A 21,731-nucleotide genomic window follows, 5' to 3' on the forward strand; every position below is an offset into this window, starting at 1 on the left:
ATTGGGGTGTCGCCAAGCGGTAAGGCACTGGTTTCTGATACCAGCATTCCGGGGTTCGAATCCCTGCACCCCAGCCAAATTGCATAATAAAGCCCGCTTTTGCGGGCTTTATTGTTTCTGTCTGTTGCAGATCATCTTTCAATAGCCGCACACTTACCACACAGCATCGACATATCAAAAAACGCCTCTACACCCTGAACATTAAAATTCAAGAAATAGAATGTCCCTATATCCAGAGGCGCCAGATTTCAACGCGTTTCATCCTCTACGCAGATCCACCCATTATTTCGTTGTCATTACAGCCCTAATGCATAACGCAGCGCTTGACGTTTTAACACGCCGGAATGCTCTGCAGCGATCAACCCAAGGTTACGTATAAATTTAAGCGGTGGCAGATGATTGCTAAAGGCGAAATAGAATAGATCCATGCCGCTTTGCATCAACAAATTATCGTTGCGTCGTTGTCGTTGATAACGTAACAGCACGCGTTCAGAGGCCCAATCTTCTGCCTGACTACGCGATTCGCTCAACACATCAATTAAGGCGTCAATATCGCGATAACCAAGGTTTACGCCCTGTCCTGCCAGAGGATTAATGGTATGTGCTGCATCACCCACCAATGCTAACCCCGGTAGAACATAGCGAGAAGCATGACGGCGAACCAGCGGAAAACCGCCCGCAGCGTGCGCTTTAAAGCGGCCTAAACGCGCAGGGAAATGGGCAGCAATCTCTTTTTCTAGCTGTGGCAGTGCCATCGTCTGTAGTTGACGAATGCGCGTTGGCGAGTCATACCAAACCAGCGAAGCATGATTACCATAGAGCGGCAAAAAAGCACGTGGGCCTTGCGGAGTAAAGTGCTGCCATGTTGTATCGCCTGCGGGGTGTTCACAAGTTACACCAATCAATAAACATGACTGCGCATAACTCCAGCCATGAATACCAATGCCCGCCATCTGCCGCACCTGAGAATTGGCACCATCTGCCCCCACCACCAGACGCGCATGTAAAGTTTGGCCATTATCGAGATTCAGCCGCCAGCCGCCGTTTTCTTGTTGTAGATTTTCTAACGTTGCCGGTGAGATCAGCGTAACCTCCAGCTGCTGCATCCGCTCCCATAAAGCCCGCTGCAAAACACCGTTTTCCACCATAAAACCTAATTCTGGCAATCCCAGCGACACCGCATCAAAATTGACCTGCGCGGTTTGCCATTCCCAGGTTTCTAACTTGCGATACGGCGCACAGCGCATGGCCTCAATACGTGACCAGACATCAAGCTGCTTTAGCATGGCTACAGAAGAAGAACCAATGGCAGAAATACGAATATCAGGCTCGCTGTCAGCCACAAACGGTGCCGGCTCCGCGCGCTCAATCACTGCTACGCGAAATTTTTCCAGCGCCAATCCGCAAGCCAGTGCTGCTCCGACCATGCCACCGCCGACCACCACGACATCAAACTGATTATCCTGCATTGCTCATATCCTTTTACTTTTCTCCGCCAGCTTCAGCAGCGAGCGGGACCGATTAAGCAAAGTGTACCGGAAAAAATCCGGCACGATCAGAAAAGCCCTTAGGCTGGTCACAACAGCATCAAAGCATTACAATACGCGCCCTGCACTTCACTGCTCTGAATCAATGGCTAGTTCGATGACAAAAAAACTGCATATCAAAACCTGGGGATGTCAGATGAATGAGTACGATTCATCTAAGATGTCTGACCTGCTGAACAGTACGCATGGCTACACGCTGACTGAGGAAGCTGAAGAGGCGGATATCCTGCTGCTTAACACCTGCTCTATCCGAGAGAAAGCGCAGGAGAAGGTTTTCCACCAGTTGGGCCGCTGGAAAAAGTTAAAAGAGCGCAACCCTGATTTGATCATCGGCGTCGGCGGTTGCGTAGCGTCACAGGAAGGGGATCATATTCGCCAGCGCGCGCCTTGCGTGGATATCGTATTTGGTCCACAAACCCTGCATCGCCTGCCAGAAATGATTAACACCGTACGCGGAAGCAAAAGCCCGGTTGTTGATATCAGCTTTCCTGAAATTGAGAAATTTGATCGTCTGCCAGAACCGCGTGCAGAAGGCCCAACCGCCTTCGTTTCCATCATGGAAGGCTGCAATAAATATTGTACTTTCTGTGTGGTGCCTTATACCCGCGGCGAGGAAGTAAGCCGTCCGAGCGACGACATTTTGTTGGAAATTGCCCAACTGGCTGCGCAAGGTGTTCGCGAAGTCAACCTGCTGGGTCAAAATGTTAACGCCTATCGTGGCGCAGCCTTTGATGGTGATGTCTGCACTTTTGCAGAGTTATTGCGTCTGGTTGCTGCTATCGACGGCATTGACCGTATTCGCTTCACCACCAGCCATCCCATCGAATTTACCGATGACATCATCGAGGTTTATCGCGATACACCGGAACTGGTGAGCTTCCTGCATTTGCCGGTGCAAAGCGGTGCTGATCGTATTCTGACACTGATGAAACGTGCGCATACCGCACTGGAGTACAAAGCGATTATCCGTAAGCTGCGCGCGGCACGCCCGGAGATTGAGATTAGCTCTGACTTTATCATCGGCTTCCCTGGCGAAACGCAGCAGGACTTCGAGCAGACCATGAAGCTGATTGGCGACATCAACTTCGACATGAGCTATAGCTTTATTTATTCTGCACGTCCCGGCACGCCAGCAGCGGACTTGCCCGATGACGTCAGCGAAGAAGAGAAAAAGCAGCGTCTGTGGATTCTGCAAGATCGTATTAACCAGCAGGCACTGGCTATCAGCCGCCGTATGCTGGGCAGCGTGCAACGCATTCTGGTTGAAGGCATCTCGCGTAAGAACGTGATGGAACTGACGGGACGCACTGAAAACAACCGCGTGGTTAACTTCGAATGCTCGCCAGAGATGATAGGCAAATTTGTCGATGTCGAGATTGTCGACGTCTATACCAATTCGCTGCGTGGCAAACTGGTCCGCACTGAGGATGAGATGGGTCTACGCGTTGTTGAAAGCCCGGCGTCGGTCATTGCGCGTACGCGTAAAGAGAACGAAATCGGCGTAGGTACTTTCCAGCCTTGATCCCTGCTTTACTTTGCGGCAGCGCGCGCAGTGCTGCCGCCAAATTCAGTTTGTTGCACTTGGTTTCTGAAAGAGCCGCCCAAATATCTTTTCTGAAGCTTGCGTCCAGGCTTTACGACATAAATAATTTCGTTATGGCGCATTCGTTTAAGCCAAACGGTGCGTCAAACCCCCATTTCAACTGGCCCTCAGTGACCCAAAGGATTCGTTTGAATATCGAAACTCGTGAAATCGCCCTTGAACCGGCCGATAACCGCCGTCTGATGAGCCTGTGTGGTCCATTTGATGACAATATTAAACAACTGGAACGTCGTTTGGGCATTGAAATCAATCGCCGTGACAATGCCTTCAAGTTAGTTGGACGCGCGCTGTGCGTGAACGCGGCGGCAGATATCCTTAAAACGCTCTACGTTGACACGGCCCCCGTTCGCGGTGATATCCCCGATATCGAGCCAGAAAAAATTCACCTGGCGATCAAAGAGAGTCGTGTACTGGAACAAACCGCAGAAAGCGTGCCTGATTTTGGCAAAGCGGTGAACATCAAAACGAAACGTGGCGTCATTAAGCCGCGTACGCCTAATCAGGCGCAGTACATCGCGAATATCCTCGACCATGACATCACCTTCGGTGTCGGCCCGGCGGGTACCGGTAAAACCTATCTGGCGGTGGCTGCGGCAGTTGACGCGCTGGAGCGTCAGGAAATCCGTCGTATTCTGCTGACGCGCCCCGCCGTGGAAGCGGGTGAAAAACTGGGTTTTCTGCCAGGCGATCTCAGCCAAAAAGTCGATCCTTACCTGCGCCCTCTTTATGACGCGCTGTTTGAGATGCTGGGCTTTGAACGCGTTGAAAAGCTGATGGAGCGCAACGTTATCGAAGTCGCGCCGCTGGCTTACATGCGTGGCCGTACGCTCAATGATGCGTTCATCATCCTGGATGAGAGCCAGAACACCACCATCGAACAGATGAAAATGTTCCTGACGCGTATCGGCTTTAATTCAAAAGCGGTGATTACCGGCGACGTCACGCAGATAGACTTGCCGCGTCACACCAAATCTGGCCTGCGCCACGCAATTGAGGTGCTTTCAGAAGTGGAAGAGATCAGTTTCAACTTCTTCCATAGCGAAGACGTTGTCCGTCATCCCGTGGTCGCACGCATCGTTGTCGCCTATGAAGCCTGGGAAGAAGCCGATCAAAAACGTCGCGATCAACAGGCTGAAGAGCGTAAACGTGAAGCGCTGGCGGCGCATGTTGCCGCGCAGGAGAGCAAATGAGTTCGGTAATCCTTGATCTTCAACTCGCCTGCGAGCACACCACGGGCTTGCCGGAAGAAGTACAGTTCCAGCGTTGGCTGGAAGCGGCGGTTATGCCCTTTCAACCAGAAAGTGAAGTCACTATTCGTCTGGTTGATGAAGCAGAAAGTCATGAGCTTAATCTGACTTATCGCGGTAAAGATAAGCCGACCAATGTGCTGTCATTTCCGTTTGAAGCCCCACCCGGTATTGAATTGCCGCTGCTTGGCGATCTGATCATTTGTCGTCAGGTTGTCGAGCAAGAGGCTGCTGAACAAGGCAAAACTGTTGAAGCGCATTGGGCGCATATGGTGGTACACGGTACGCTGCATTTGCTGGGCTATGACCACATTGAAGACGAAGAAGCCGAAGAAATGGAAGGAATCGAGACCGAGATAATGCTTGCTCTTGGGTATCCCGATCCGTACATTTCGGAGAAAGAAGACGCTTGAGCCTTTGGTTCAGGTCATCCTGCTGTTAGCACTAACGCTGACAGTTTTATTTTCTTATCAGAGAGCTCGACAAAAACCGCCATGAGCGATGACCATTCTCAAAACAGCGATGCACCCAGTAGTAAAAAGGGATTTTTTTCCCTGTTGATCAACCAACTGTTTCACGGTGAACCAAAAAGCCGTGACGAACTGCTGGAGCTGATCCGCGATTCCAATCATAAAGACCTGATCGATCAGGATACCCGCGACATGCTCGAAGGTGTATTGGACATTGCAGAACAGCGCGTGCGTGACATCATGATTCCACGCTCGCAAATGATCACTCTCAAACGCAATCAGAACCTCGAAGAGTGCCTTGAGCTCATTATCGAATCCGCGCATTCGCGTTTTCCAGTAATCAGCGAAGACAAAGATCATGTCGAAGGCATCTTAATGGCAAAAGATTTGCTGCCATTTATGAGCAGTGAATCAGAACCGTTCAGCATGGAAAAAGTGCTGCGTCCTGCGGTTGTGGTGCCTGAGAGTAAGCGCGTTGACCGCATGCTGAAAGAATTTCGCTCGCAGCGTTATCACATGGCGATTGTCATCGATGAGTTTGGTGGTGTTTCAGGTTTAGTCACCATTGAAGACATTCTTGAGTTGATCGTGGGTGAGATTGAAGACGAGTATGACGAAGAAGAAGATCGTGATATTCGCCAGCTAAACCGTCAAACCTTCACTGTGCGTGCATTGACGCCAATAGAAGATTTTAACGAGGTGTTTGCCACGCAGTTCAGCGATGATGAAGTCGACACCATCGGTGGACTGGTGATGCAGGGATTCGGCCACCTTCCCGCACGTGGGGAAAGTATTGACATTGATGGTTACCATTTCAAAGTCGCGATGGCTGACAGCCGCCGTATCATCCAGGTTCACGTAACAATTCCGGAAAATTCGCCGCTACCTCACTTGGATGACGAATAAGTTTATGGTTTTAGCCTCTCTCTACTCGCGTCAGCGGGTACGCCTTCTGCTGGCTTTAATTATGGGTGCCTTTGGCACCCTCGCCTTTTCCCCTTATGATTTTTGGCCTGCTGCGCTGCTTTCGCTGTGTGGCCTGCAGCTCCTGACGCTCAATCGAACCAGCCCGCAGGCTACAGTCATCGGCTTCGTTTGGGGTTTTGGTCTGTTTGGTAGCGGCATAAACTGGGTTTACGTCAGCATCGCGACCTTTGGTGGCATGCCAGGACCGGTGAATATTTTCTTGGTGGTTCTGCTGGCCGCCTATTTAGCTATCTACCCCGCATTATTTGCAGGTTTGCTCAATCGATTTTGGCCGCGCGCTACATTGTGGCGTCTGGCGCTAGCCGCACCAGCATTGTGGCAAATCACTGAGTTCTTACGCGGTTGGGTGCTAACTGGCTTCCCTTGGCTGCAATTTGGTTACAGCCAGATTGATGGTCCGCTGAAAGGGCTTGCTCCGCTGGCCGGGGTAGAAACGCTGACCTTCCTGCTGATGATTATTGCTGGCCTGCTGGTGCATGCTCTGCAACAACGCAGCGGTAAAAGCCTGATTGCCGGCTTGATATTACTGGCACTGCCTTGGCCTCTACGCTACATCCAGTGGGTTCAACCGCTGCCTCAGCGCAGCGTTGAAGTGGCTTTAGTACAAGGTAATATCCCGCAGTCGATGAAGTGGGATCCTCAGCAATTACTGAATACGCTACGCGTTTACACCAGCCTGAGTCAGCCGCTGATGGGCAAAGCGCCGATCATTATTTGGCCTGAGTCTGCTATCACTGATTTAGAAAGCAACCAGCAAGCGTTTTTGCGTTCACTTGATGATGAATTACACCAGCGTGGCAGCGCATTGATTACCGGCATCGTTGATTCACGTCTGGAGCAGAACCGCTACCACGACTACAACACAGTAATCGCGTTGGGTGGAGAACAGCCTTATAACTACTTCAGCGCCAATCGTTATCAAAAAAACCATTTGGTTCCCTTTGGCGAATTCGTGCCGCTGGCTGATTTACTCCGCCCGCTAGCGCCGTTCTTTGATCTGCCAATGTCCTCTTTCAGTCGCGGTGCCTATATTCAACCGCAACTGAGCGTGGCGGGCTACCACCTTACTAGCGCGATTTGCTATGAAATTGTGCTGGGCGAACAGGTACGCGCCAATTTACGTCCCGATACTGATTTCCTGTTAACGGTATCGAATGACGCATGGTTTGGGCACTCAATCGGCCCGTGGCAGCATTTCCAGATGGCGCGAATGCGTGCACTGGAATTAGGCCGCCCGCTGTTACGTAGCACCAATAATGGCGTGACCGCAGTAGTGAATGCCAATGGCGATGTTGAGAAGATGCTGTCGCAGTTTACCCGCGGCGTATTAACTGAAAAAGTCACGCCCACTACCGGTGAAACACCTTATGCACGCGCTGGCGTTTGGCCAGTCTGGATATTAACGGCCTTAGCGGCGCTTATTGCTGTTATCTGCCGTCGGCGTTAGGTTTATCTCAACGCAAAACGGCGAAGGCTCCTTCGCCGTTTTTTCTTCTCATAATCTCTGTATCCCACCTCTTTTCGTCACCCTCCGCTACCAACGTCTCTGCATCCTCATCTACTCGATCGCGCTTTCTGGCACGATGATTGCTATTTAACTCAGGAGTTTTCGCAGACATACCATTTGATGACGCGTTGTCAGGCCGTCTGCACCAAAAGAAATCAATCCCGCGCACCGCTATCGCGCATGGATGTGTTTTTGCCTTTTTTTGGTGCGAATCGCCTCGCAAAAAAGAAACTTTTTTGTTTCATCACGTTAACAATCCGCTATGTTAGTGACTATTCTGAGCGCGCTTGCGCTGTGGGATGACCAGAAAAGCAGCAGAAAATACACACAACATCATAATCAGCACAGGATAAATTCTGTGCAATTTCCATACGAAGGAGTTGGAACATGCAGATACGCAAAGTGGCATTATCTCTTCTGCTGTTAAGCGCAGCAGCTGGAGCGGCCCAAGCGGAAGATCTCAGCGGCACCCTGAAAAAGATTAATGATAATGATGTCATTGTCGTCGGGCACCGTGAATCATCAGTTCCCTTTTCTTACTATGACAACCAGCAAAAAGTCGTCGGTTATTCTCAGGCTTATTCCAACGCCATTGTAGAAGCCATCAAAGCGAAGCTGAACAAGCCTGACCTGCAGGTCAAAATGATCCCTATCACTTCACAAAACCGTATCCCTCTGTTACAGAACGGGACTTACGATTTTGAGTGTGGATCAACCACCAACAACCTTGAGCGTCAGAAACAGGCCGCCTTCTCCGATACCATTTTTGTGATCGGCACGCGCCTGCTGGTGAAAAAAGGCGGTCCGATTAAAGATTTCACCGACCTCAAAGGCAAAACTGTGGTCGTGACATCCGGTACGACTTCTGAAGTTCTGCTGCATAAGCTGAACGATGAGAAGAAAATGGAAATGCGCATTATCAGCGCTAAAGATCACGGTGATTCTTTCCGCACGCTGGAAACCGGTCGCGCTGTGGCCTTCATGATGGACGATGCACTACTGGCAGGCGAACGTGCAAAAGCGAAGAAACCTGATAACTGGGAAATTTTAGGCACGCCGCAATCGAAAGAAGCTTATGGCTGCATGCTGCGTAAAGAAGATCCACAGTTCAAAACCTTGGTGGATGACACTATCGTTAAAGCGCAGTCTTCTGGTCAGGCAGAAAAATGGTTTGATACCTGGTTCAAGCAGCCGATCCCACCAAAGAATTTGAACATGAACTTTGCGTTGTCTGATGACATGAAAGCCCTGTTTAAAGAGCCTAACGACAAGGCACTGAATTAACAATGATAACAAGGGCAGCCGCGCTGCCCTCTCGATTGCTGAAACCGCGGCATGGACAGACAAACCTGTAACAGGTCGTTCCCCTGAAACAGGCAGTAAAAGCCGTTCATCAATCTTCAGGGTAGCTTAGCTACCCTTTTTTACCGGAGCTCGTTATGGGTATCGATTGGAACTGGGGCATTTTTCTCGAACAGGCCCCGTTCGGTAACACGACCTACCTTGGCTGGCTGTGGTCCGGTTTTCAGGTGACGATCGCCGTCTCCTGTTGTGCCTGGATTATCGCCTTCTGTGTAGGATCATTTTTCGGCATTCTGCGCACTGTACCCAATCGTCTGTTGTCGACCATTGGTACGTGCTACGTGGAACTGTTTCGTAATATCCCGCTCATCGTTCAGTTTTTCTTCTGGTACTTGGTGGCACCGGAACTGGTGGGTGAAAACTTAGGGATGTGGTTTAAAGCCGAGCTGGATCCCAACATTCAATTTTTCATCTCCTCTACGATCTGTCTTGGCCTGTTTACCGCGGCCCGCGTCTGCGAGCAGGTACGAGCGGCGATTCAGTCGCTGCCAAGCGGACAAAAAAATGCCGGTTTGGCGATGGGGCTAACCCTGCCGCAAACCTATCGTTATGTGTTACTGCCGAATGCGTATCGCGTGATTGTGCCGCCGATGACATCGGAAATGCTTAACCTGGTGAAAAACTCTGCTATCGCTTCGACCATTGGCTTGGTAGATATGGCTGCACAGGCGGGCAAACTGCTCGACTATTCCGCACACGCTTATGAATCCTTTACGGCTATTACGCTGGCCTACGTGGCGATTAACCTGGTGATCATGCTGTTGATGAGTTTTGTAGAGCGCAAAGTGCGTCTGCCTGGCAATGTAGGAGGGAAATAATGTACGAATTTGACTGGAGCTCCATTGCTCCCAGCCTGCCCTACCTGCTAAACGGTTTGGTTATCACGTTCAAAATCACTCTCACCGCGGTGATCTTCGGCATTATCTGGGGCACCTTGCTGGCAGTAATGCGTTTATCTACTTTCAAGCCCATCAGCTGGTTCGCCAAACTTTACGTCAACCTGTTCCGCTCAGTGCCGTTGGTGATGGTGCTGCTGTGGTTTTATCTGGTGGTGCCGAGCTTCTTACAGCAGGTTCTGGGAATATCGCCGAAAACCGATATTCGCCTGATTTCGGCAATGGTGGCTTTTTCACTGTTCGAAGCCGCTTATTATTCAGAAATTATCCGTGCCGGGATCATCAGTATCTCACGCGGCCAGGGTAATGCGGCGTTGGCGCTGGGCATGACGCAATGGCAGTCGATGAAACTTATCATCCTGCCGCAGGCGTTCCGCGCCATGGTACCGCTGCTGCTGACGCAAGGTATCGTGCTGTTTCAGGATACGTCGTTGGTCTATGTCTTGAGCCTGGCTGACTTCTTCCGTACCGCTTCTACCATTGGTGAGCGTGACGGTACCCAGGTTGAAATGGTTCTGTTTGCCGGTCTGGTTTACTTCGTTATCAGCCTGAGCGCGTCGTTGTTGGTCAGTTATCTAAAAAGAAAAAGGACGGTTTAAATGATTAACCTGAAAAATGTTTCTAAGTGGTATGGTCACTTTCAGGTGCTGACCGACTGCTCAACCGAAGTGAAAACCGGTGAAGTGGTGGTGGTCTGTGGACCGTCCGGTTCTGGTAAATCAACCTTGATCAAAACCGTCAATGGACTGGAGCCGATTCAGCAAGGCAACATCACGGTGAGCGGAACCGAAGTAAACAACAAGAAAACTAACCTGGCCAAGTTACGCAGCCAGATCGGCATGGTGTTTCAAAACTTCGAACTCTTTCCGCATCTCAGCATCATCGATAATTTGGTGCTGGCACAAGTCAAAGTCTTGAAACGTGACAAAGCCGCAGCGCGTGATAAAGGCCTAAAGCTGTTGACTCGCGTCGGATTGGCAGCACATGCACAAAAATTTCCAGGCCAGCTTTCTGGTGGTCAACAGCAGCGTGTGGCGATTGCCCGCGCGCTCTGCATGGATCCCATTGCCATGCTGTTTGACGAACCGACCTCAGCGCTCGATCCTGAAATGATCAATGAAGTGCTGGACGTGATGGTCGAACTGGCACAGGAAGGCATGACAATGATGGTGGTAACCCACGAAATGGGCTTTGCGCGTAAAGTGGCTAACCGCGTGATCTTTATGGATGAAGGTAAAATTATCGAAGACACCAATAAAGATGACTTCTTTAACAATCCGCAATCCGATCGCGCTAAAGACTTCCTCGCTAAAATCCTGCACTAAAAAACAGGCGGGCTGTGAGGCCCGCCTGTTTTATCAAACATTTAAATTAAGGTTCAAACGGCTGGCGTTGAAACTGATCGTGCCCGCATTCCGGGCAACGTGACAAGGTTTCGGGGGTGTAAATTGCCCGTGTAAACTGGCACTTTTCACACACCAGATTTCCTAACCCCACCACTTCACCACTTTGATATACGCCATGGTGATGCAGATCCTGAAACACCTCCCGCCACTCCAGCTGGCTCTTATCGGTGATGTCAGCCAACTCTTTCCACACGCTTTCACGAATCACTCGCATAAACACTGAATCACCTAACGGCTCCTCAACTTCAGCATAGCTGCGTGCAAACTCTTCTAAATCTCGCCGAACCGATGAAAGCGCCTGATCGACTTCACCAACGCTGAGGTCACTGCTGGCGAGCAACTGGCTACGCCGTTCCGCAACCAGCGTATCAACGTCACGATCGCCATGGCGAAGGCGCTCGGTCAAAACCGCTAACGACTCGCGATATTCCTGAGCCACTTTGTTCATTTAATTCTCCTTTATGCGCTCAATGCCTGCACTAAGTTTAGACGTTTTGGCATATTTGCCGTGTCGTCTGAGGGACGAATGACAAAAGGGTGAAGGCTCAGGCGCTTTAAGCAGAAATCACGCCAGCGAAAGTGGGAAGTGTTGTTGATACGCGGCCTTATGGGTATGCTATGCGGATCTTAAAGTAAGCAAAGTGTTATTCATTAAGGACCACAGGCAGCCATGCAAGAGCAATACCGCCCGGAAGAGATTGAATCCCGCGTGCAGCAGCACTGGGATGAAAACGAAACGTTTAAAGTGACTGAGCAGGAAGGTAAAGAGAAATATTATTGCCTCTCCATGTTGCCCTATCCTTCTGGCCGCCTACACATGGGTCACGTTCGTAACTACACCATCGGCGACGTAATCGCGCGTTATCAGCGTATGCTCGGCAAAAACGTGTTACAGCCGATTGGCTGGGATGCGTTTGGTCTGCCTGCAGAAGGTGCAGCGGTAAAAAATAACACCGCACCTGCGCCGTGGACTTACGACAACATCGCCTACATGAAAAACCAGTTAAAACTGCTGGGCTTTGGTTATGACTGGAGCCGTGAGCTAGCGACCTGCCAGCCAGAATATTATCGCTGGGAACAGTGGTTCTTCACCAAGCTGTACGAAAAAGGCCTGGTTTATAAAAAAACGTCGGCGGTGAACTGGTGCCCGAACGACCAAACAGTGCTGGCAAACGAGCAGGTTATTGATGGCTGCTGCTGGCGCTGTGACACCAAAGTTGAGCGCAAAGAAATTCCGCAGTGGTTCGTGAAGATCACCGACTACGCTGAAGAATTACTGAACGATTTGGATACGCTGGAAGATTGGCCTGAGCAGGTCAAAACCATGCAGCGTAACTGGATTGGCCGTTCGGAAGGTGTAGAAATCACTTTTGACGTGGCTAACAGTGAAGAAAAAGTCACCGTCTACACCACGCGTCCAGACACCTTTATCGGTGCAACTTACGTAGCGGTTGCCGCAGGTCACCCTTTAGCCACTCAAGCCTCCGTGAATAACCCGGCTCTGGCTGACTTTATCGCCGAATGTCGCAACACCAAAGTGGCTGAAGCCGATATGGCGACCATGGAGAAAAAAGGCATGGCTACCGGCCTGTCTGTTATCCATCCGCTGACGGGTGAGTCCCTTCCAGTATGGGTCGCTAACTTCGTGCTGATGGAATACGGCACCGGTGCGGTCATGGCCGTTCCGGGTCACGATCAGCGCGACTGGGAATTTGCGACCAAGTACGATTTGCAAATCAAGCCGGTTATCCTGAACCTTGATGGCAGCGAGCCTGACGTCAGCGCGGCAGCGATGACTGAAAAAGGCACGCTGTTCAATTCCGGTGAATTTAGCGGTCTGGATCATGCTGCCGGTTTCAATGCCATTGCTGAAGCGTTAGCAGCGAAAGGCGTTGGCGTACGCAAAGTAAACTATCGTCTGCGTGACTGGGGCGTTTCTCGTCAACGTTACTGGGGTGCGCCGATCCCAATGGTAACGCTGGAAGATGGCACCGTGATGCCAACGCCAGAAGATCAGCTGCCCGTGATTTTGCCGGAAGATGTCGTCATGGATGGCATCACCAGCCCAATCAAAGCCGACCCAGAGTGGGCAAAAACCACGGTAAACGGCCAACCTGCGCTGCGCGAAACCGACACGTTTGACACCTTCATGGAATCGTCGTGGTACTACGCACGTTATACCTGCGCTAACTACAACGAAGGCATGCTGGACCCGGCTGCTGCAAACTACTGGCTGCCGGTTGATCAGTATGTGGGTGGTATCGAACACGCCATCATGCACCTGATGTATTTCCGCTTCTTCCACAAATTGCTGCGCGATGCTGGCTTGGTTAACTCGAACGAACCGGCTAAACGCCTGCTGTGTCAAGGCATGGTACTGGCAGATGCGTTCTACTATTTGGGCGTCAATGGCGAGCGCAACTGGGTTTCTCCGGTTGATGTCACCGTTGAGCGTGATGAGAAAGGCCGCATTACTCAGGCTGTTGACAATCAGGGCCGCGAAGTGATTTACGCTGGCATGAGCAAAATGTCGAAGTCAAAAAACAACGGCATTGATCCCCAGCTGATGGTTGAGCGCTATGGTGCGGATACCGTGCGTCTGTTCATGATGTTTGCTTCGCCAGCAGAAATGACACTGGAATGGCAGGAATCAGGCGTCGAAGGTGCTAACCGCTTCCTGAAGCGTGTGTGGAAACTGGTGTTTGATCACACGCAAAAAGGTGCCACTGTGGCGCTGGATGTGGCCAGCCTGGACGATGATCAGAAAGCGCTGCGTCGCGATCTGCATAAAACCATCGCCAAGGTCGCCGATGACATTGGTCGCCGTCAGACGTTTAACACGGCGATCGCGGCTATCATGGAATTGATGAACAAACTGGCGCGCGCGCCGCAGGAGAGCGAACAAGATCGCGCCCTGATGCACGAAGCGCTGCTGGCGGTTACACGTCTGCTTTATCCTTTCACTCCGCATGCGTGCTACGTTCTGTGGCAAACGCTGGGTGGCGAAGGCTCGATTGATGATGCAGTTTGGCCAGTAGCCGATGAAGCGGCAATGGTTGAAGATTCACTGTTAGTCGTGGTCCAGGTAAACGGTAAAGTGCGTGGTAAAATCACCGTTCCAGCCGATTCAACTCAGGAGCAAGTTCAGGCACGCGCTGCGCAAGAACATTTGGTGGCGAAGTACCTTGACGGCGTGACTATTCGTAAAGTGATTTATGTACCGGGCAAACTGCTTAACCTGGTCGTAGGTTAAGTTCAGGAGGAACTGTGCGACATCCGATTATCAGGCTGTTTGTCACGCTGGCGGTGTTGATCACCGCTGGCTGTGGTTTTCATCCACGCGGCACCACGCAGGTGCCGTCTGAGTTGAAAACGCTGATTGTTAACTCTGGCGATCCTTATGGTCCGCTGACACGTACAGTGCGTCAGCAGCTGCGCCTTAATAACGTCAATATTGTTCAGGACACTAAGCAGAACCGCATCGATATCCCCACGCTGCGTCTTGGCGGAGAAAGGCAAGGTCGTGACACCGCTTCGGTATTTATCAGCGGCACCACCGCAGAATATCAGTTGGTGATGACGGTAACTGCGCAGGTCCTGTTGCCGGGTAAAGGCATCTATCCCATCAGCACCACGGTTTATCGCTCCTTCTTTGATAATCCGAATGCGGCGCTGGCAAAAGATGCCGAGCAGGACTTGATCGTTCAGGAGATGCGTCAACGTGCTGCAGAGCAGTTGGTGCGTAAGCTGCTTACCGTGCATGCTGCGCAAATCAACAACAAAGAGACATTACCTGAATCGTCCATTCCGGTGCCGGGTGAAGATTCAGCGGAAGTGCCCTCTTCCTCTGCTACCAGTTTGCAATGATCAGGATTTATCCTGAACAACTCAGCGCGCAGCTTCGTGAGGGGCTGCGCGCCTGTTATTTGTTAGCCGGTAACGAACCTTTGTTGTTGCAGGAGAGTGCCGATGCCATCCGCGTCACCGCGAATGCGCAAGGCTTTGAAGAGCATTTCAGCTTCACGCTGGATGCTCACACCGACTGGGACAGTTTGTTTGTCAGCTGCCAGTCGCTCAGCCTGTTTGCACAACGCCAAACCCTGACGCTACACTTTCCCGAAAATGGCCCCAATGCGGCGATGGCAGAGCAACTACTCAAGCTGTCTGGCCTGCTGCATGCTGATATTCTGTTGATTTGCCGTCTGGCAAAACTGACCAAAGCTCAGGAAAACAGCGCCTGGTTCAAAGCGTTGTCGGCGCACGCTGTGTTAGTACCCTGTCAGACGCCAGAGCAGGCGCAGCTGCCACGTTGGGTTGTTAACCGTGCTAAAGCGATGCAGTTAAACATCGATGACGCGGCCGTGCAGCTGCTGTGTTACTGCTATGAAGGTAATTTGCTGGCGCTGGCACAAGCGCTGGAGCGTTTATCGCTGCAGTGGCCCGACGGCAAACTCACTTTGCCGCGCGTTGAAGAAGCCGTAAGCGATGCCGCACATTTTACCCCTTTTCACTGGGTGGATGCTTTGCTGGCGGGTAAAAGCCGCCGCGCCCTGCATATCCTTCATCAGTTAGAAAAAGAAGATAGCGAAGCGGTAATTTTAATGCGCACGCTGCAACGCGATCTGCTGACATTACTGCACTTGCAGCGCCATCAGACGCAACAGCCGCTGCGCACGCTGATGGATCAACAACGCATCTGGCAAAATCGTCGCGCTTTGTTTACCGAAGCACTACAAAGACTGGATGCTGTCCGTTTACAGCGCGCCATTCATTTGCTGGCACAGATCGAGATAACCTTAAAGCAAGATTATGGTCAGCCTGTTTGGCCACAGCTCGAAACGTTGTCGTTATTGATTTCCAGCCGCGCCTTTCCAACGAGTTTTGCTCATGTCTGAACTACACGCGCTGTTTGGTGGCACCTTTGACCCGATTCACTTTGGCCATTTGCGCCCTGTTGAAGCGTTGGCGCAACAAGTTGGATTAAAACGCATTACCTTGTTACCCAATAACGTGCCGCCACATCGTCCTCAGCCAGAAGCGAGTGCCGCACAGCGCGTTGATATGCTGCGTTGCGCTACCGAAACGCTTCCGCTGTTTGAGATTGATACGCGCGAACTGCAACGTGAAACGCCATCGTGGACCGTCGCGACGCTAGAAACCCTGCGCGCTGAGCGTGGCCAACAGCAGCCGCTGGGTTTTATTATTGGCCAGGATTCTTTGCTTACGCTGGCAAAATGGCATCGCTGGCAAGATTTGTTGTCATTGTGTCACCTGCTGGTCTGTAAACGCCCTGGCTATGCCACTGAAATGGATTCGCCCGAGATGCAGGCGTGGCTTGATGACCATATCACGCAGGATGTTCAGCAACTGCATCAACGGGCAGCAGGGTGTATCTGGCTGGCTGAAACGCCGTTGTATAATATTTCCGCTACTGAAATCCGTCAGCGCCGCCATCAGAACCTCGCTTGTGATGATCTTCTGCCTGCCGCCGTTATTGCCTATATCGACCGCGCTGGCTTATATCGCGACTGATTTCCCCATGCTATACTGCGCCGCTTGATTTTTGGCTGCGTCATTCCGTACATCATTTAGTCTGTGCATCATTTATTCTGAGCACTATCCGGGCTTTCAGCCGGTCCACCATCACCAGTTTTGAGGGGAACCTTTTGCAAGGTAAAGCACTCCAAGAGTTCGTTATCGATAAAATCGATGATATTAAAGGCCAGGACATCATTGCACTTGATGTGCAAGGTAAATCCAGCATCACCGATTGCATGATTATCTGCACCGGCACCTCGACACGTCATGTCTCTTCGATTGCCGAGCACGTTGCGCAGGAATCTCGCGCAGCGGGTATGGCGCCGCTGTCGGTTGAAGGTAAAAATGCTTCCGATTGGGTCATTGTTGATCTGGGTGAAGTTATTGTGCACATCATGCAGGAAGAGAGTCGCCAGTTGTATGAACTGGAAAAACTCTGGAGCTAACGCGTGAAACTGCAGCTCGTTGCCGTTGGCACCAAAATGCCCGACTGGGTGCAGACCGGTTTCATGGAATATCTGCGTCGCTTTCCCAAAGATATGCCGCTGGAATTGATTGAGGTTCAGGCGGGTAAGCGTGGGAAAAATGCTGACATCAAACGCATTCTTGAAAAAGAAGGTGAAGCGATGTTGGCGGCGGTCGGCAAAGGCAATCGCATTGTTACGCTGGATATCCCCGGACATCCGTGGGAAACGCCACAATTAGCGCAGCAGCTGGAGCGCTGGAAGCAGGATGGACGTGATGTCAGCCTGCTGATTGGCGGCCCGGAAGGTTTAGCGCCCGCCTGCAAAGCTGCGGCCGAGCAGAGTTGGTCGCTTTCAGCATTGACGCTACCCCATCCGCTGGTGCGCGTGCTGGTTGCTGAAAGTCTTTATCGTGCATGGAGCATTACGGCAAATCACCCTTATCATCGTGAATGACCGATAAGCCCACATCAGACCTTACAAGTAGCGGATGAAATTACAAAGCAACGCCTTTCGCGATTATAGCGCCGAACAGAAACTCTTTGTCCGCCGGGCGTTGATCGCTTTCGTCGGTATTTTAGTGCTTTCCTCCGTGCTGGTGGTCAACCTGTACCACCTGCAGATTTTACGTTTCGACGATTACCGTACCCGCTCAAACGAAAACCGCATCAAACTGGTGCCGGTTGCGCCCAGTCGCGGCATCATCTATGACCGCAACGGTACGCCGCTGGCGTCGAACCGCACTATTTATCAGGCTGAGTTAGTACCAGAAAAGGTCGATGATCTTAAACAGACGTTAGAAAATTTACGTCCGGTGCTCGATCTCAGCGACGAAGATCTTGAAGCCTTTGAAAAAGAGCGCAAGCGCTCACGACGCTTTACCTCAATTCCGGTTAAAACCGGCCTGAATGATATTCAGGTTGCCCGCTTTGCTGTTAATCAATATCGCTTTCCCGGCGTCGAAGTTAAAGGCTACCAACGTCGCTACTATCCTTTTGGTCAGACGCTGACGCACGTTGTGGGTTACGTGTCGAAGATCAACGATCGCGATGTCGCTCGCCTTGATAAAGAAGGTAAATGGCCAAACTACGCAGCGACTCATGATATCGGCAAGTTGGGCATCGAAAACTTCTATGAAGATCTGCTGCACGGTAAGACAGGTTATGAAGAAGTTGAAGTAAACAACCGCGGCCGCGTGATTCGTCAGCTGCATGAGGAGTCGCCACAGGCGGGCCGCGACATCTATCTCACCATCGATCTTAAACTGCAGCAGTATATTGAAACGCTGCTGGCGGGAAGCCGTGCGGCGGTCGTGGTTAGCGATCCGCGTACCGGCGAAATATTGGCGATGGTATCAACGCCAAGCTATGACCCGAACCTGTTTGTTGATGGCATCTCGTCAAAAGATTATCGCGCCTTGTTGGCCGATGAAAACCGTCCGCTCTACAACCGTGCGATACAAGCGGCTTACCCGCCAGCGTCAACCGTTAAACCCTATGTCGCCGTCTCTGCCTTAAGTGCCGGTGTGATCAATCGTAATACCAGCCTGTTCGATCCAGGCTGGTGGCAACTTCCCGGTTCTGAAAAGCGTTACCGCGACTGGAAAAAATGGGGACATGGCCGCCTCAATGTGACCAAATCGTTGGAAGAATCCGCCGATACCTTTTTCTATCAGGTCGCTTATGACATGGGTATTGACCGCCTTTCCGAATGGATGAACAAGTTTGGTTATGGTCATCGCACCGGTATTGACCTTCCACAGGAAAGCGCGGGCAACATGCCGACGCGCGAATGGAAACAGAAGCGCTTTAAAAAACCGTGGTATCAAGGCGATACCATTCCTGTTGGTATTGGTCAGGGATACTGGACGGCCACGCCCTTGCAGATGAATAAAGCGATGATGATCCTGATTAACGATGGCGAGATTAAAGTGCCGCATATGCTGCGCGCCACACGCGAAGGCCGTACGATAGTGCCTTACCGTCAGGCACCCTCGGCCCCTATTGGTGATATCCATTCAGGTTATTGGGAAATTGCTAAAGATGGCATGTATGGTGTTGCCAATCGCCCAAACGGTACTGCACACAAAAGCTTCGCGGATGCACCTTACAAAATCGCGGCCAAATCAGGTACGGCGCAGGTATTCGGTTTGAAAGAGAACGAAACGTATAACGCGCATAAAATTGCCGAACGCTTACGTGATCACAAATTGATGACAGCCTTTGCCCCCTACGACAAACCACGCGTTGCCGTGACGATCATTCTGGAAAACGGCGGCGCTGGCCCGGCGGTCGGTACCGTGATGCGCCAGATTCTGGATCACATTATGTTAGGTGATAACAATACTGTCCTGCCGGACGCAGCGCCCACGCCGCCCGGCTATGAAGGTGAATAATCATGTCCATGAACGATAGTCCGCAAAAAAGATCGATCTGGACGCGTATCCATATCGATCCATTGTTTATGTTAGTTATTTTAGGTCTGCTGACCTACAGCGCCATCGTTATCTGGAGTGCCAGCGGGCAAGATCCTGGCATGATGGAGCGTAAAATTGGCCAGATTGTCATGGGCCTGGTAATCATGATCGTCCTGGCGCAGGTTCCACCGCGGGTTTATGAAGGCTGGGCGCCCTATCTCTATATTATTTGCGTCATCTTACTGATAGCAGTCGATGCTTTTGGTCAAATCAGTAAAGGTGCGCAACGCTGGCTGGATCTGGGCGTGGTGCGTTTTCAGCCCTCGGAAATCGCCAAAATTGCTGTACCGCTGATGGTGGCGCGTTTTATCAACCGCGACGTCTGCCCGCCTACACTGAAAAATACCGGCATCGCCTTGATTCTAATCTTTGTGCCTACGCTATTGGTCGCGGCACAGCCTGACCTTGGCACCTCAATTCTGGTGGCGGCATCAGGTTTATTTGTTCTGTTCTTATCCGGTATGAGCTGGAAATTAATTGGCGTCGCAGTATTGCTGGTGGCTGCTTTCATACCTATTTTGTGGTTCTTCCTGATGCATGACTATCAGCGCGACCGCGTGATGATGTTGCTTGATCCCGAGAGTGACCCGCTGGGAGCCGGCTATCATATAATCCAGTCCAAAATCGCCATTGGTTCTGGTGGCCTGCGTGGCAAAGGCTGGCTGGAAGGTACGCAATCACAACTCGAATTCTTACCCGAACGTCATACTGACTTCATCTTTGCGGTGCTGGCAGAAGAGTTAGGCCTTGTTGGCGTGCTGGCTTTGCTGGCGCTTTATTTGTTGTTGATCATGCGCGGTTTGATTATCGCAGCACGTGCGCAAACCACGTTTGGCCGCGTGATGGCGGGTGGTTTAATGCTGATTTTATTCGTTTATGTTTTCGTTAACATTGGCATGGTTAGTGGTATCTTACCGGTGGTTGGCGTTCCGTTGCCGTTGGTCAGTTATGGCGGCTCTGCGCTGATCGTACTTATGGCGGGATTCGGCATTGTGATGTCGATCCATACTCACCGAAAAATGTTATCTAAAAGTGTTTAAGAGGCTGCAGATGCGTAAGGATTGGCTTGGCGTTGCACTGGCATCAATGATTTTGGCTGCCTGTTCCACCCCGGAACCGCAAAATAGTGCGCCGCCGCAACCGGCTTATAATGGCCCGGTGGTTGAAATTCCTGGTGTGGAACCGCGTTATGAGCCCGTCAATCCCGGCACCAACCAGGATTACAGCGTCAATGGCAAAACCTACCGCATCAACCAAAATCCTCAGAATTTCAGCGAGGTTGGTATAGCGGCCTGGTACGGTGATGAAGCAAAAGGCAATCGTACGGCAACGGGCGAAAGCTACGATCCCGATGCCTTAACGGCAGCGCATCCAACCCTGCCGCTGCCAAGCTATGTTCGTGTGACCAATATCGCCAATGGTCGTCAAATCGTGGTACGCGTTAACGATCGTGGTCCCTATACGCCAGGTCGCGTTATTGACTTGTCGCGTGCCGCAGGAGATCGCCTCAACATTTCCAACAATTCTCGCGTACGCGTTGACTACATTAACGTGGCACCAGATGGCACTCTTTCGGGACCCGGCACCATCGGTACCGTTGTCGCTAAGCAAAGCTACTCACTTCCTGCTCGCCCTGATTTGAGCGGCGGATCGGTGATGAACGGCGGCAGCGCAGCGCAATCAGAACCCGCTCCGCAAAACGTTGAGGCTATCAGCAACAGCACATTGCAAAGCAGCGATAATATGGGCGCACCGGTTCAAAGCAGCGGCTTTCTTGGCGCCCCTCAACCGCTAGCCAATGGCGTACTGGAGGGCAGCGAGCCGCAGCCCGCTCCAGTAATCGCGACCGCTGCCGCAGCATCTGCTGCCAGCCCTGCCTCATCCAGTAACAGCGCGCATCCGGTGGTCGGCTATGTTGTACAAGTCGGTGCATTAAACGATCCCGCTCGGGCGCAGCAAATGCAAAAAAGCTTAAGCCAGCGCTTTGGCGTGCCCGGCGCCGTTGAAGCTTCAGGCAACGTTTATCGTGTGCAACTTGGCGGGTTTAAAACCCGCGCTGAAGCAGCTGCGTTACAACAGCGATTAAATACCGAGGCACAAATTACGTCGTTCATTACCAGCGCGCGTCACGAAATGTGATGTAAATCACCTTAGTCGTAACGTCTGCTAACAACCCATTCATTAAGCCAGATGCCTGTAAATCAGGCATTTGTTATGATGAGTTATCT

At 51.5% G+C, this 21,731-nt stretch carries 20 protein-coding genes and 1 tRNA gene; 19 read left to right on the forward strand and 2 right to left on the reverse strand.

Annotated elements, in window-relative coordinates:
- Positions 1 to 2: 2 nt before the first annotated feature.
- Positions 3 to 77: transfer RNA gene (locus SC127_RS03680), tRNA-Gln, on the forward strand.
- A gap of 219 nt (positions 78 to 296) precedes the next feature.
- On the opposite strand, the gene ubiF is transcribed toward SC127_RS03680, so the two are convergent.
- Positions 297 to 1,469, reverse strand: coding sequence for a 3-demethoxyubiquinol 3-hydroxylase (gene ubiF, locus SC127_RS03685; protein WP_332625287.1), 1,173 nt, complete (start codon positions 1,467 to 1,469; stop codon positions 297 to 299).
- Between the two features lie 175 nt (positions 1,470 to 1,644).
- On the opposite strand from ubiF, the gene miaB reads away from it, so the two are divergent.
- The 9 genes from miaB to SC127_RS03730 all read left to right on the forward strand — a co-directional run bounded on the left by miaB (position 1,645) and on the right by SC127_RS03730 (position 10,944).
- Positions 1,645 to 3,069 carry a tRNA (N6-isopentenyl adenosine(37)-C2)-methylthiotransferase MiaB gene (miaB, locus tag SC127_RS03690; RefSeq protein WP_215847351.1) on the forward strand — a complete coding sequence of 475 codons (1,425 nt, stop codon included), beginning with the start codon at positions 1,645 to 1,647 and terminating at the stop codon, positions 3,067 to 3,069.
- Positions 3,070 to 3,278: 209 nt separating this feature from the next.
- Positions 3,279 to 4,340 (forward strand): PhoH family protein, encoded by a 1,062-nt coding sequence (locus tag SC127_RS03695; protein ID WP_215847352.1) that lies wholly within the window; start codon positions 3,279 to 3,281, stop codon positions 4,338 to 4,340.
- Positions 4,337 to 4,810: an rRNA maturation RNase YbeY gene (gene ybeY / locus SC127_RS03700; RefSeq protein ID WP_332625290.1), complete on the forward strand. Its 474-nt coding sequence runs from the start codon at positions 4,337 to 4,339 to the stop codon at positions 4,808 to 4,810. The genes SC127_RS03695 and ybeY overlap by 4 nt, the downstream gene beginning before the upstream one ends.
- 81 nt (positions 4,811 to 4,891) lie before the next feature.
- Positions 4,892 to 5,773: a CNNM family magnesium/cobalt transport protein CorC gene (gene corC, locus SC127_RS03705; protein WP_243078345.1), complete on the forward strand. Its 882-nt coding sequence runs from the start codon at positions 4,892 to 4,894 to the stop codon at positions 5,771 to 5,773.
- Between the two features lie 4 nt (positions 5,774 to 5,777).
- On the forward strand, positions 5,778 to 7,301 hold the full coding sequence (lnt, locus tag SC127_RS03710; RefSeq protein WP_332625293.1) for an apolipoprotein N-acyltransferase: 1,524 nt from the start codon (positions 5,778 to 5,780) through the stop codon (positions 7,299 to 7,301).
- A gap of 447 nt (positions 7,302 to 7,748) precedes the next feature.
- Positions 7,749 to 8,645, forward strand: a complete 897-nt coding sequence (locus SC127_RS03715; RefSeq protein WP_215847355.1) for an amino acid ABC transporter substrate-binding protein — start codon at positions 7,749 to 7,751, stop codon at positions 8,643 to 8,645.
- 155 nt (positions 8,646 to 8,800) lie between these two features.
- Entirely contained in the window at positions 8,801 to 9,541 is a 741-nt protein-coding gene (locus SC127_RS03720) for an amino acid ABC transporter permease (protein ID WP_243078347.1), read from the forward strand.
- Positions 9,541 to 10,218, forward strand: a complete 678-nt coding sequence (gene gltK, locus SC127_RS03725; RefSeq protein WP_215847356.1) for a glutamate/aspartate ABC transporter permease GltK — start codon at positions 9,541 to 9,543, stop codon at positions 10,216 to 10,218. Before SC127_RS03720 ends, gltK begins: the two co-directional genes overlap by 1 nt.
- Positions 10,219 to 10,944: an amino acid ABC transporter ATP-binding protein gene (locus SC127_RS03730; protein ID WP_332625295.1), complete on the forward strand. Its 726-nt coding sequence runs from the start codon at positions 10,219 to 10,221 to the stop codon at positions 10,942 to 10,944.
- A 46-nt stretch (positions 10,945 to 10,990) separates the two neighbouring features.
- On the opposite strand, the gene SC127_RS03735 is transcribed toward SC127_RS03730, so the two are convergent.
- Positions 10,991 to 11,473: a zinc ribbon-containing protein gene (locus SC127_RS03735; protein ID WP_332625297.1), complete on the reverse strand. Its 483-nt coding sequence runs from the start codon at positions 11,471 to 11,473 to the stop codon at positions 10,991 to 10,993.
- 222 nt (positions 11,474 to 11,695) lie between these two features.
- Between SC127_RS03735 and leuS the strand changes: the two genes are divergently transcribed.
- From leuS to rlpA, 9 genes are all read left to right on the forward strand, one after another.
- Positions 11,696 to 14,278, forward strand: a complete 2,583-nt coding sequence (gene leuS, locus SC127_RS03740; RefSeq protein ID WP_243078348.1) for a leucine--tRNA ligase — start codon at positions 11,696 to 11,698, stop codon at positions 14,276 to 14,278.
- A gap of 14 nt (positions 14,279 to 14,292) precedes the next feature.
- Positions 14,293 to 14,892 (forward strand): LPS assembly lipoprotein LptE, encoded by a 600-nt coding sequence (gene lptE / locus SC127_RS03745; RefSeq protein ID WP_215847359.1) that lies wholly within the window; start codon positions 14,293 to 14,295, stop codon positions 14,890 to 14,892.
- Positions 14,889 to 15,920, forward strand: coding sequence for a DNA polymerase III subunit delta (gene holA, locus SC127_RS03750; protein WP_215847360.1), 1,032 nt, complete (start codon positions 14,889 to 14,891; stop codon positions 15,918 to 15,920). Before lptE ends, holA begins: the two co-directional genes overlap by 4 nt.
- Entirely contained in the window at positions 15,913 to 16,557 is a 645-nt protein-coding gene (nadD, locus tag SC127_RS03755; RefSeq protein WP_215847361.1) for a nicotinate-nucleotide adenylyltransferase, read from the forward strand. Before holA ends, nadD begins: the two co-directional genes overlap by 8 nt.
- 134 nt (positions 16,558 to 16,691) lie before the next feature.
- On the forward strand, positions 16,692 to 17,009 hold the full coding sequence (gene rsfS / locus SC127_RS03760; RefSeq protein WP_215847362.1) for a ribosome silencing factor: 318 nt from the start codon (positions 16,692 to 16,694) through the stop codon (positions 17,007 to 17,009).
- Positions 17,010 to 17,012: 3 nt separating this feature from the next.
- A complete protein-coding gene (gene rlmH / locus SC127_RS03765) occupies positions 17,013 to 17,483 on the forward strand; it encodes a 23S rRNA (pseudouridine(1915)-N(3))-methyltransferase RlmH (protein WP_215847363.1) in 471 nt (156 codons plus the stop codon).
- Positions 17,484 to 17,517: 34 nt separating this feature from the next.
- The gene (mrdA, locus tag SC127_RS03770; protein WP_243078349.1) at positions 17,518 to 19,422 is read left to right on the forward strand and encodes a peptidoglycan DD-transpeptidase MrdA; all 1,905 of its coding nucleotides are present in this window, start codon (positions 17,518 to 17,520) and stop codon (positions 19,420 to 19,422) included.
- Positions 19,423 to 19,430: 8 nt separating this feature from the next.
- Complete coding sequence (gene mrdB / locus SC127_RS03775) at positions 19,431 to 20,543, forward strand: peptidoglycan glycosyltransferase MrdB (protein ID WP_215848319.1); 1,113 nt, start codon at positions 19,431 to 19,433, stop codon at positions 20,541 to 20,543.
- 10 nt (positions 20,544 to 20,553) lie between these two features.
- On the forward strand, positions 20,554 to 21,642 hold the full coding sequence (gene rlpA, locus SC127_RS03780; protein ID WP_243078350.1) for an endolytic peptidoglycan transglycosylase RlpA: 1,089 nt from the start codon (positions 20,554 to 20,556) through the stop codon (positions 21,640 to 21,642).
- Positions 21,643 to 21,731: the final 89 nt, after the last annotated feature.

The organism is Pantoea sp. T14, assembly GCF_036663535.1.
Lineage (GTDB): Bacteria > Pseudomonadota > Gammaproteobacteria > Enterobacterales > Enterobacteriaceae > Pantoea > Pantoea phytostimulans.

What these genes read in the sequence shown, in the direction of transcription:
- corC (WP_243078345.1), top strand. Translation starts at nt 4,892, where the DNA reads ATGAGCGATGACCATTCTCAAAACAGCGATGCACCCAGTAGTAAAAAG.
- miaB (WP_215847351.1), top strand. Translation starts at nt 1,645, where the DNA reads ATGACAAAAAAACTGCATATCAAAACCTGGGGATGTCAGATGAATGAG.
- holA (WP_215847360.1), top strand. Translation starts at nt 14,889, where the DNA reads ATGATCAGGATTTATCCTGAACAACTCAGCGCGCAGCTTCGTGAGGGG.
- SC127_RS03715 (WP_215847355.1), top strand. Translation starts at nt 7,749, where the DNA reads ATGCAGATACGCAAAGTGGCATTATCTCTTCTGCTGTTAAGCGCAGCA.
- ybeY (WP_332625290.1), top strand. Translation starts at nt 4,337, where the DNA reads ATGAGTTCGGTAATCCTTGATCTTCAACTCGCCTGCGAGCACACCACG.
- leuS (WP_243078348.1), top strand. Translation starts at nt 11,696, where the DNA reads ATGCAAGAGCAATACCGCCCGGAAGAGATTGAATCCCGCGTGCAGCAG.
- ubiF (WP_332625287.1), bottom strand. Translation starts at nt 1,469, where the DNA reads ATGCAGGATAATCAGTTTGATGTCGTGGTGGTCGGCGGTGGCATGGTC.
- lnt (WP_332625293.1), top strand. Translation starts at nt 5,778, where the DNA reads ATGGTTTTAGCCTCTCTCTACTCGCGTCAGCGGGTACGCCTTCTGCTG.
- rlpA (WP_243078350.1), top strand. Translation starts at nt 20,554, where the DNA reads ATGCGTAAGGATTGGCTTGGCGTTGCACTGGCATCAATGATTTTGGCT.
- SC127_RS03735 (WP_332625297.1), bottom strand. Translation starts at nt 11,473, where the DNA reads ATGAACAAAGTGGCTCAGGAATATCGCGAGTCGTTAGCGGTTTTGACC.
- mrdB (WP_215848319.1), top strand. Translation starts at nt 19,431, where the DNA reads ATGAACGATAGTCCGCAAAAAAGATCGATCTGGACGCGTATCCATATC.
- gltK (WP_215847356.1), top strand. Translation starts at nt 9,541, where the DNA reads ATGTACGAATTTGACTGGAGCTCCATTGCTCCCAGCCTGCCCTACCTG.
- SC127_RS03720 (WP_243078347.1), top strand. Translation starts at nt 8,801, where the DNA reads ATGGGTATCGATTGGAACTGGGGCATTTTTCTCGAACAGGCCCCGTTC.
- nadD (WP_215847361.1), top strand. Translation starts at nt 15,913, where the DNA reads ATGTCTGAACTACACGCGCTGTTTGGTGGCACCTTTGACCCGATTCAC.
- mrdA (WP_243078349.1), top strand. Translation starts at nt 17,518, where the DNA reads ATGAAATTACAAAGCAACGCCTTTCGCGATTATAGCGCCGAACAGAAA.
- SC127_RS03730 (WP_332625295.1), top strand. Translation starts at nt 10,219, where the DNA reads ATGATTAACCTGAAAAATGTTTCTAAGTGGTATGGTCACTTTCAGGTG.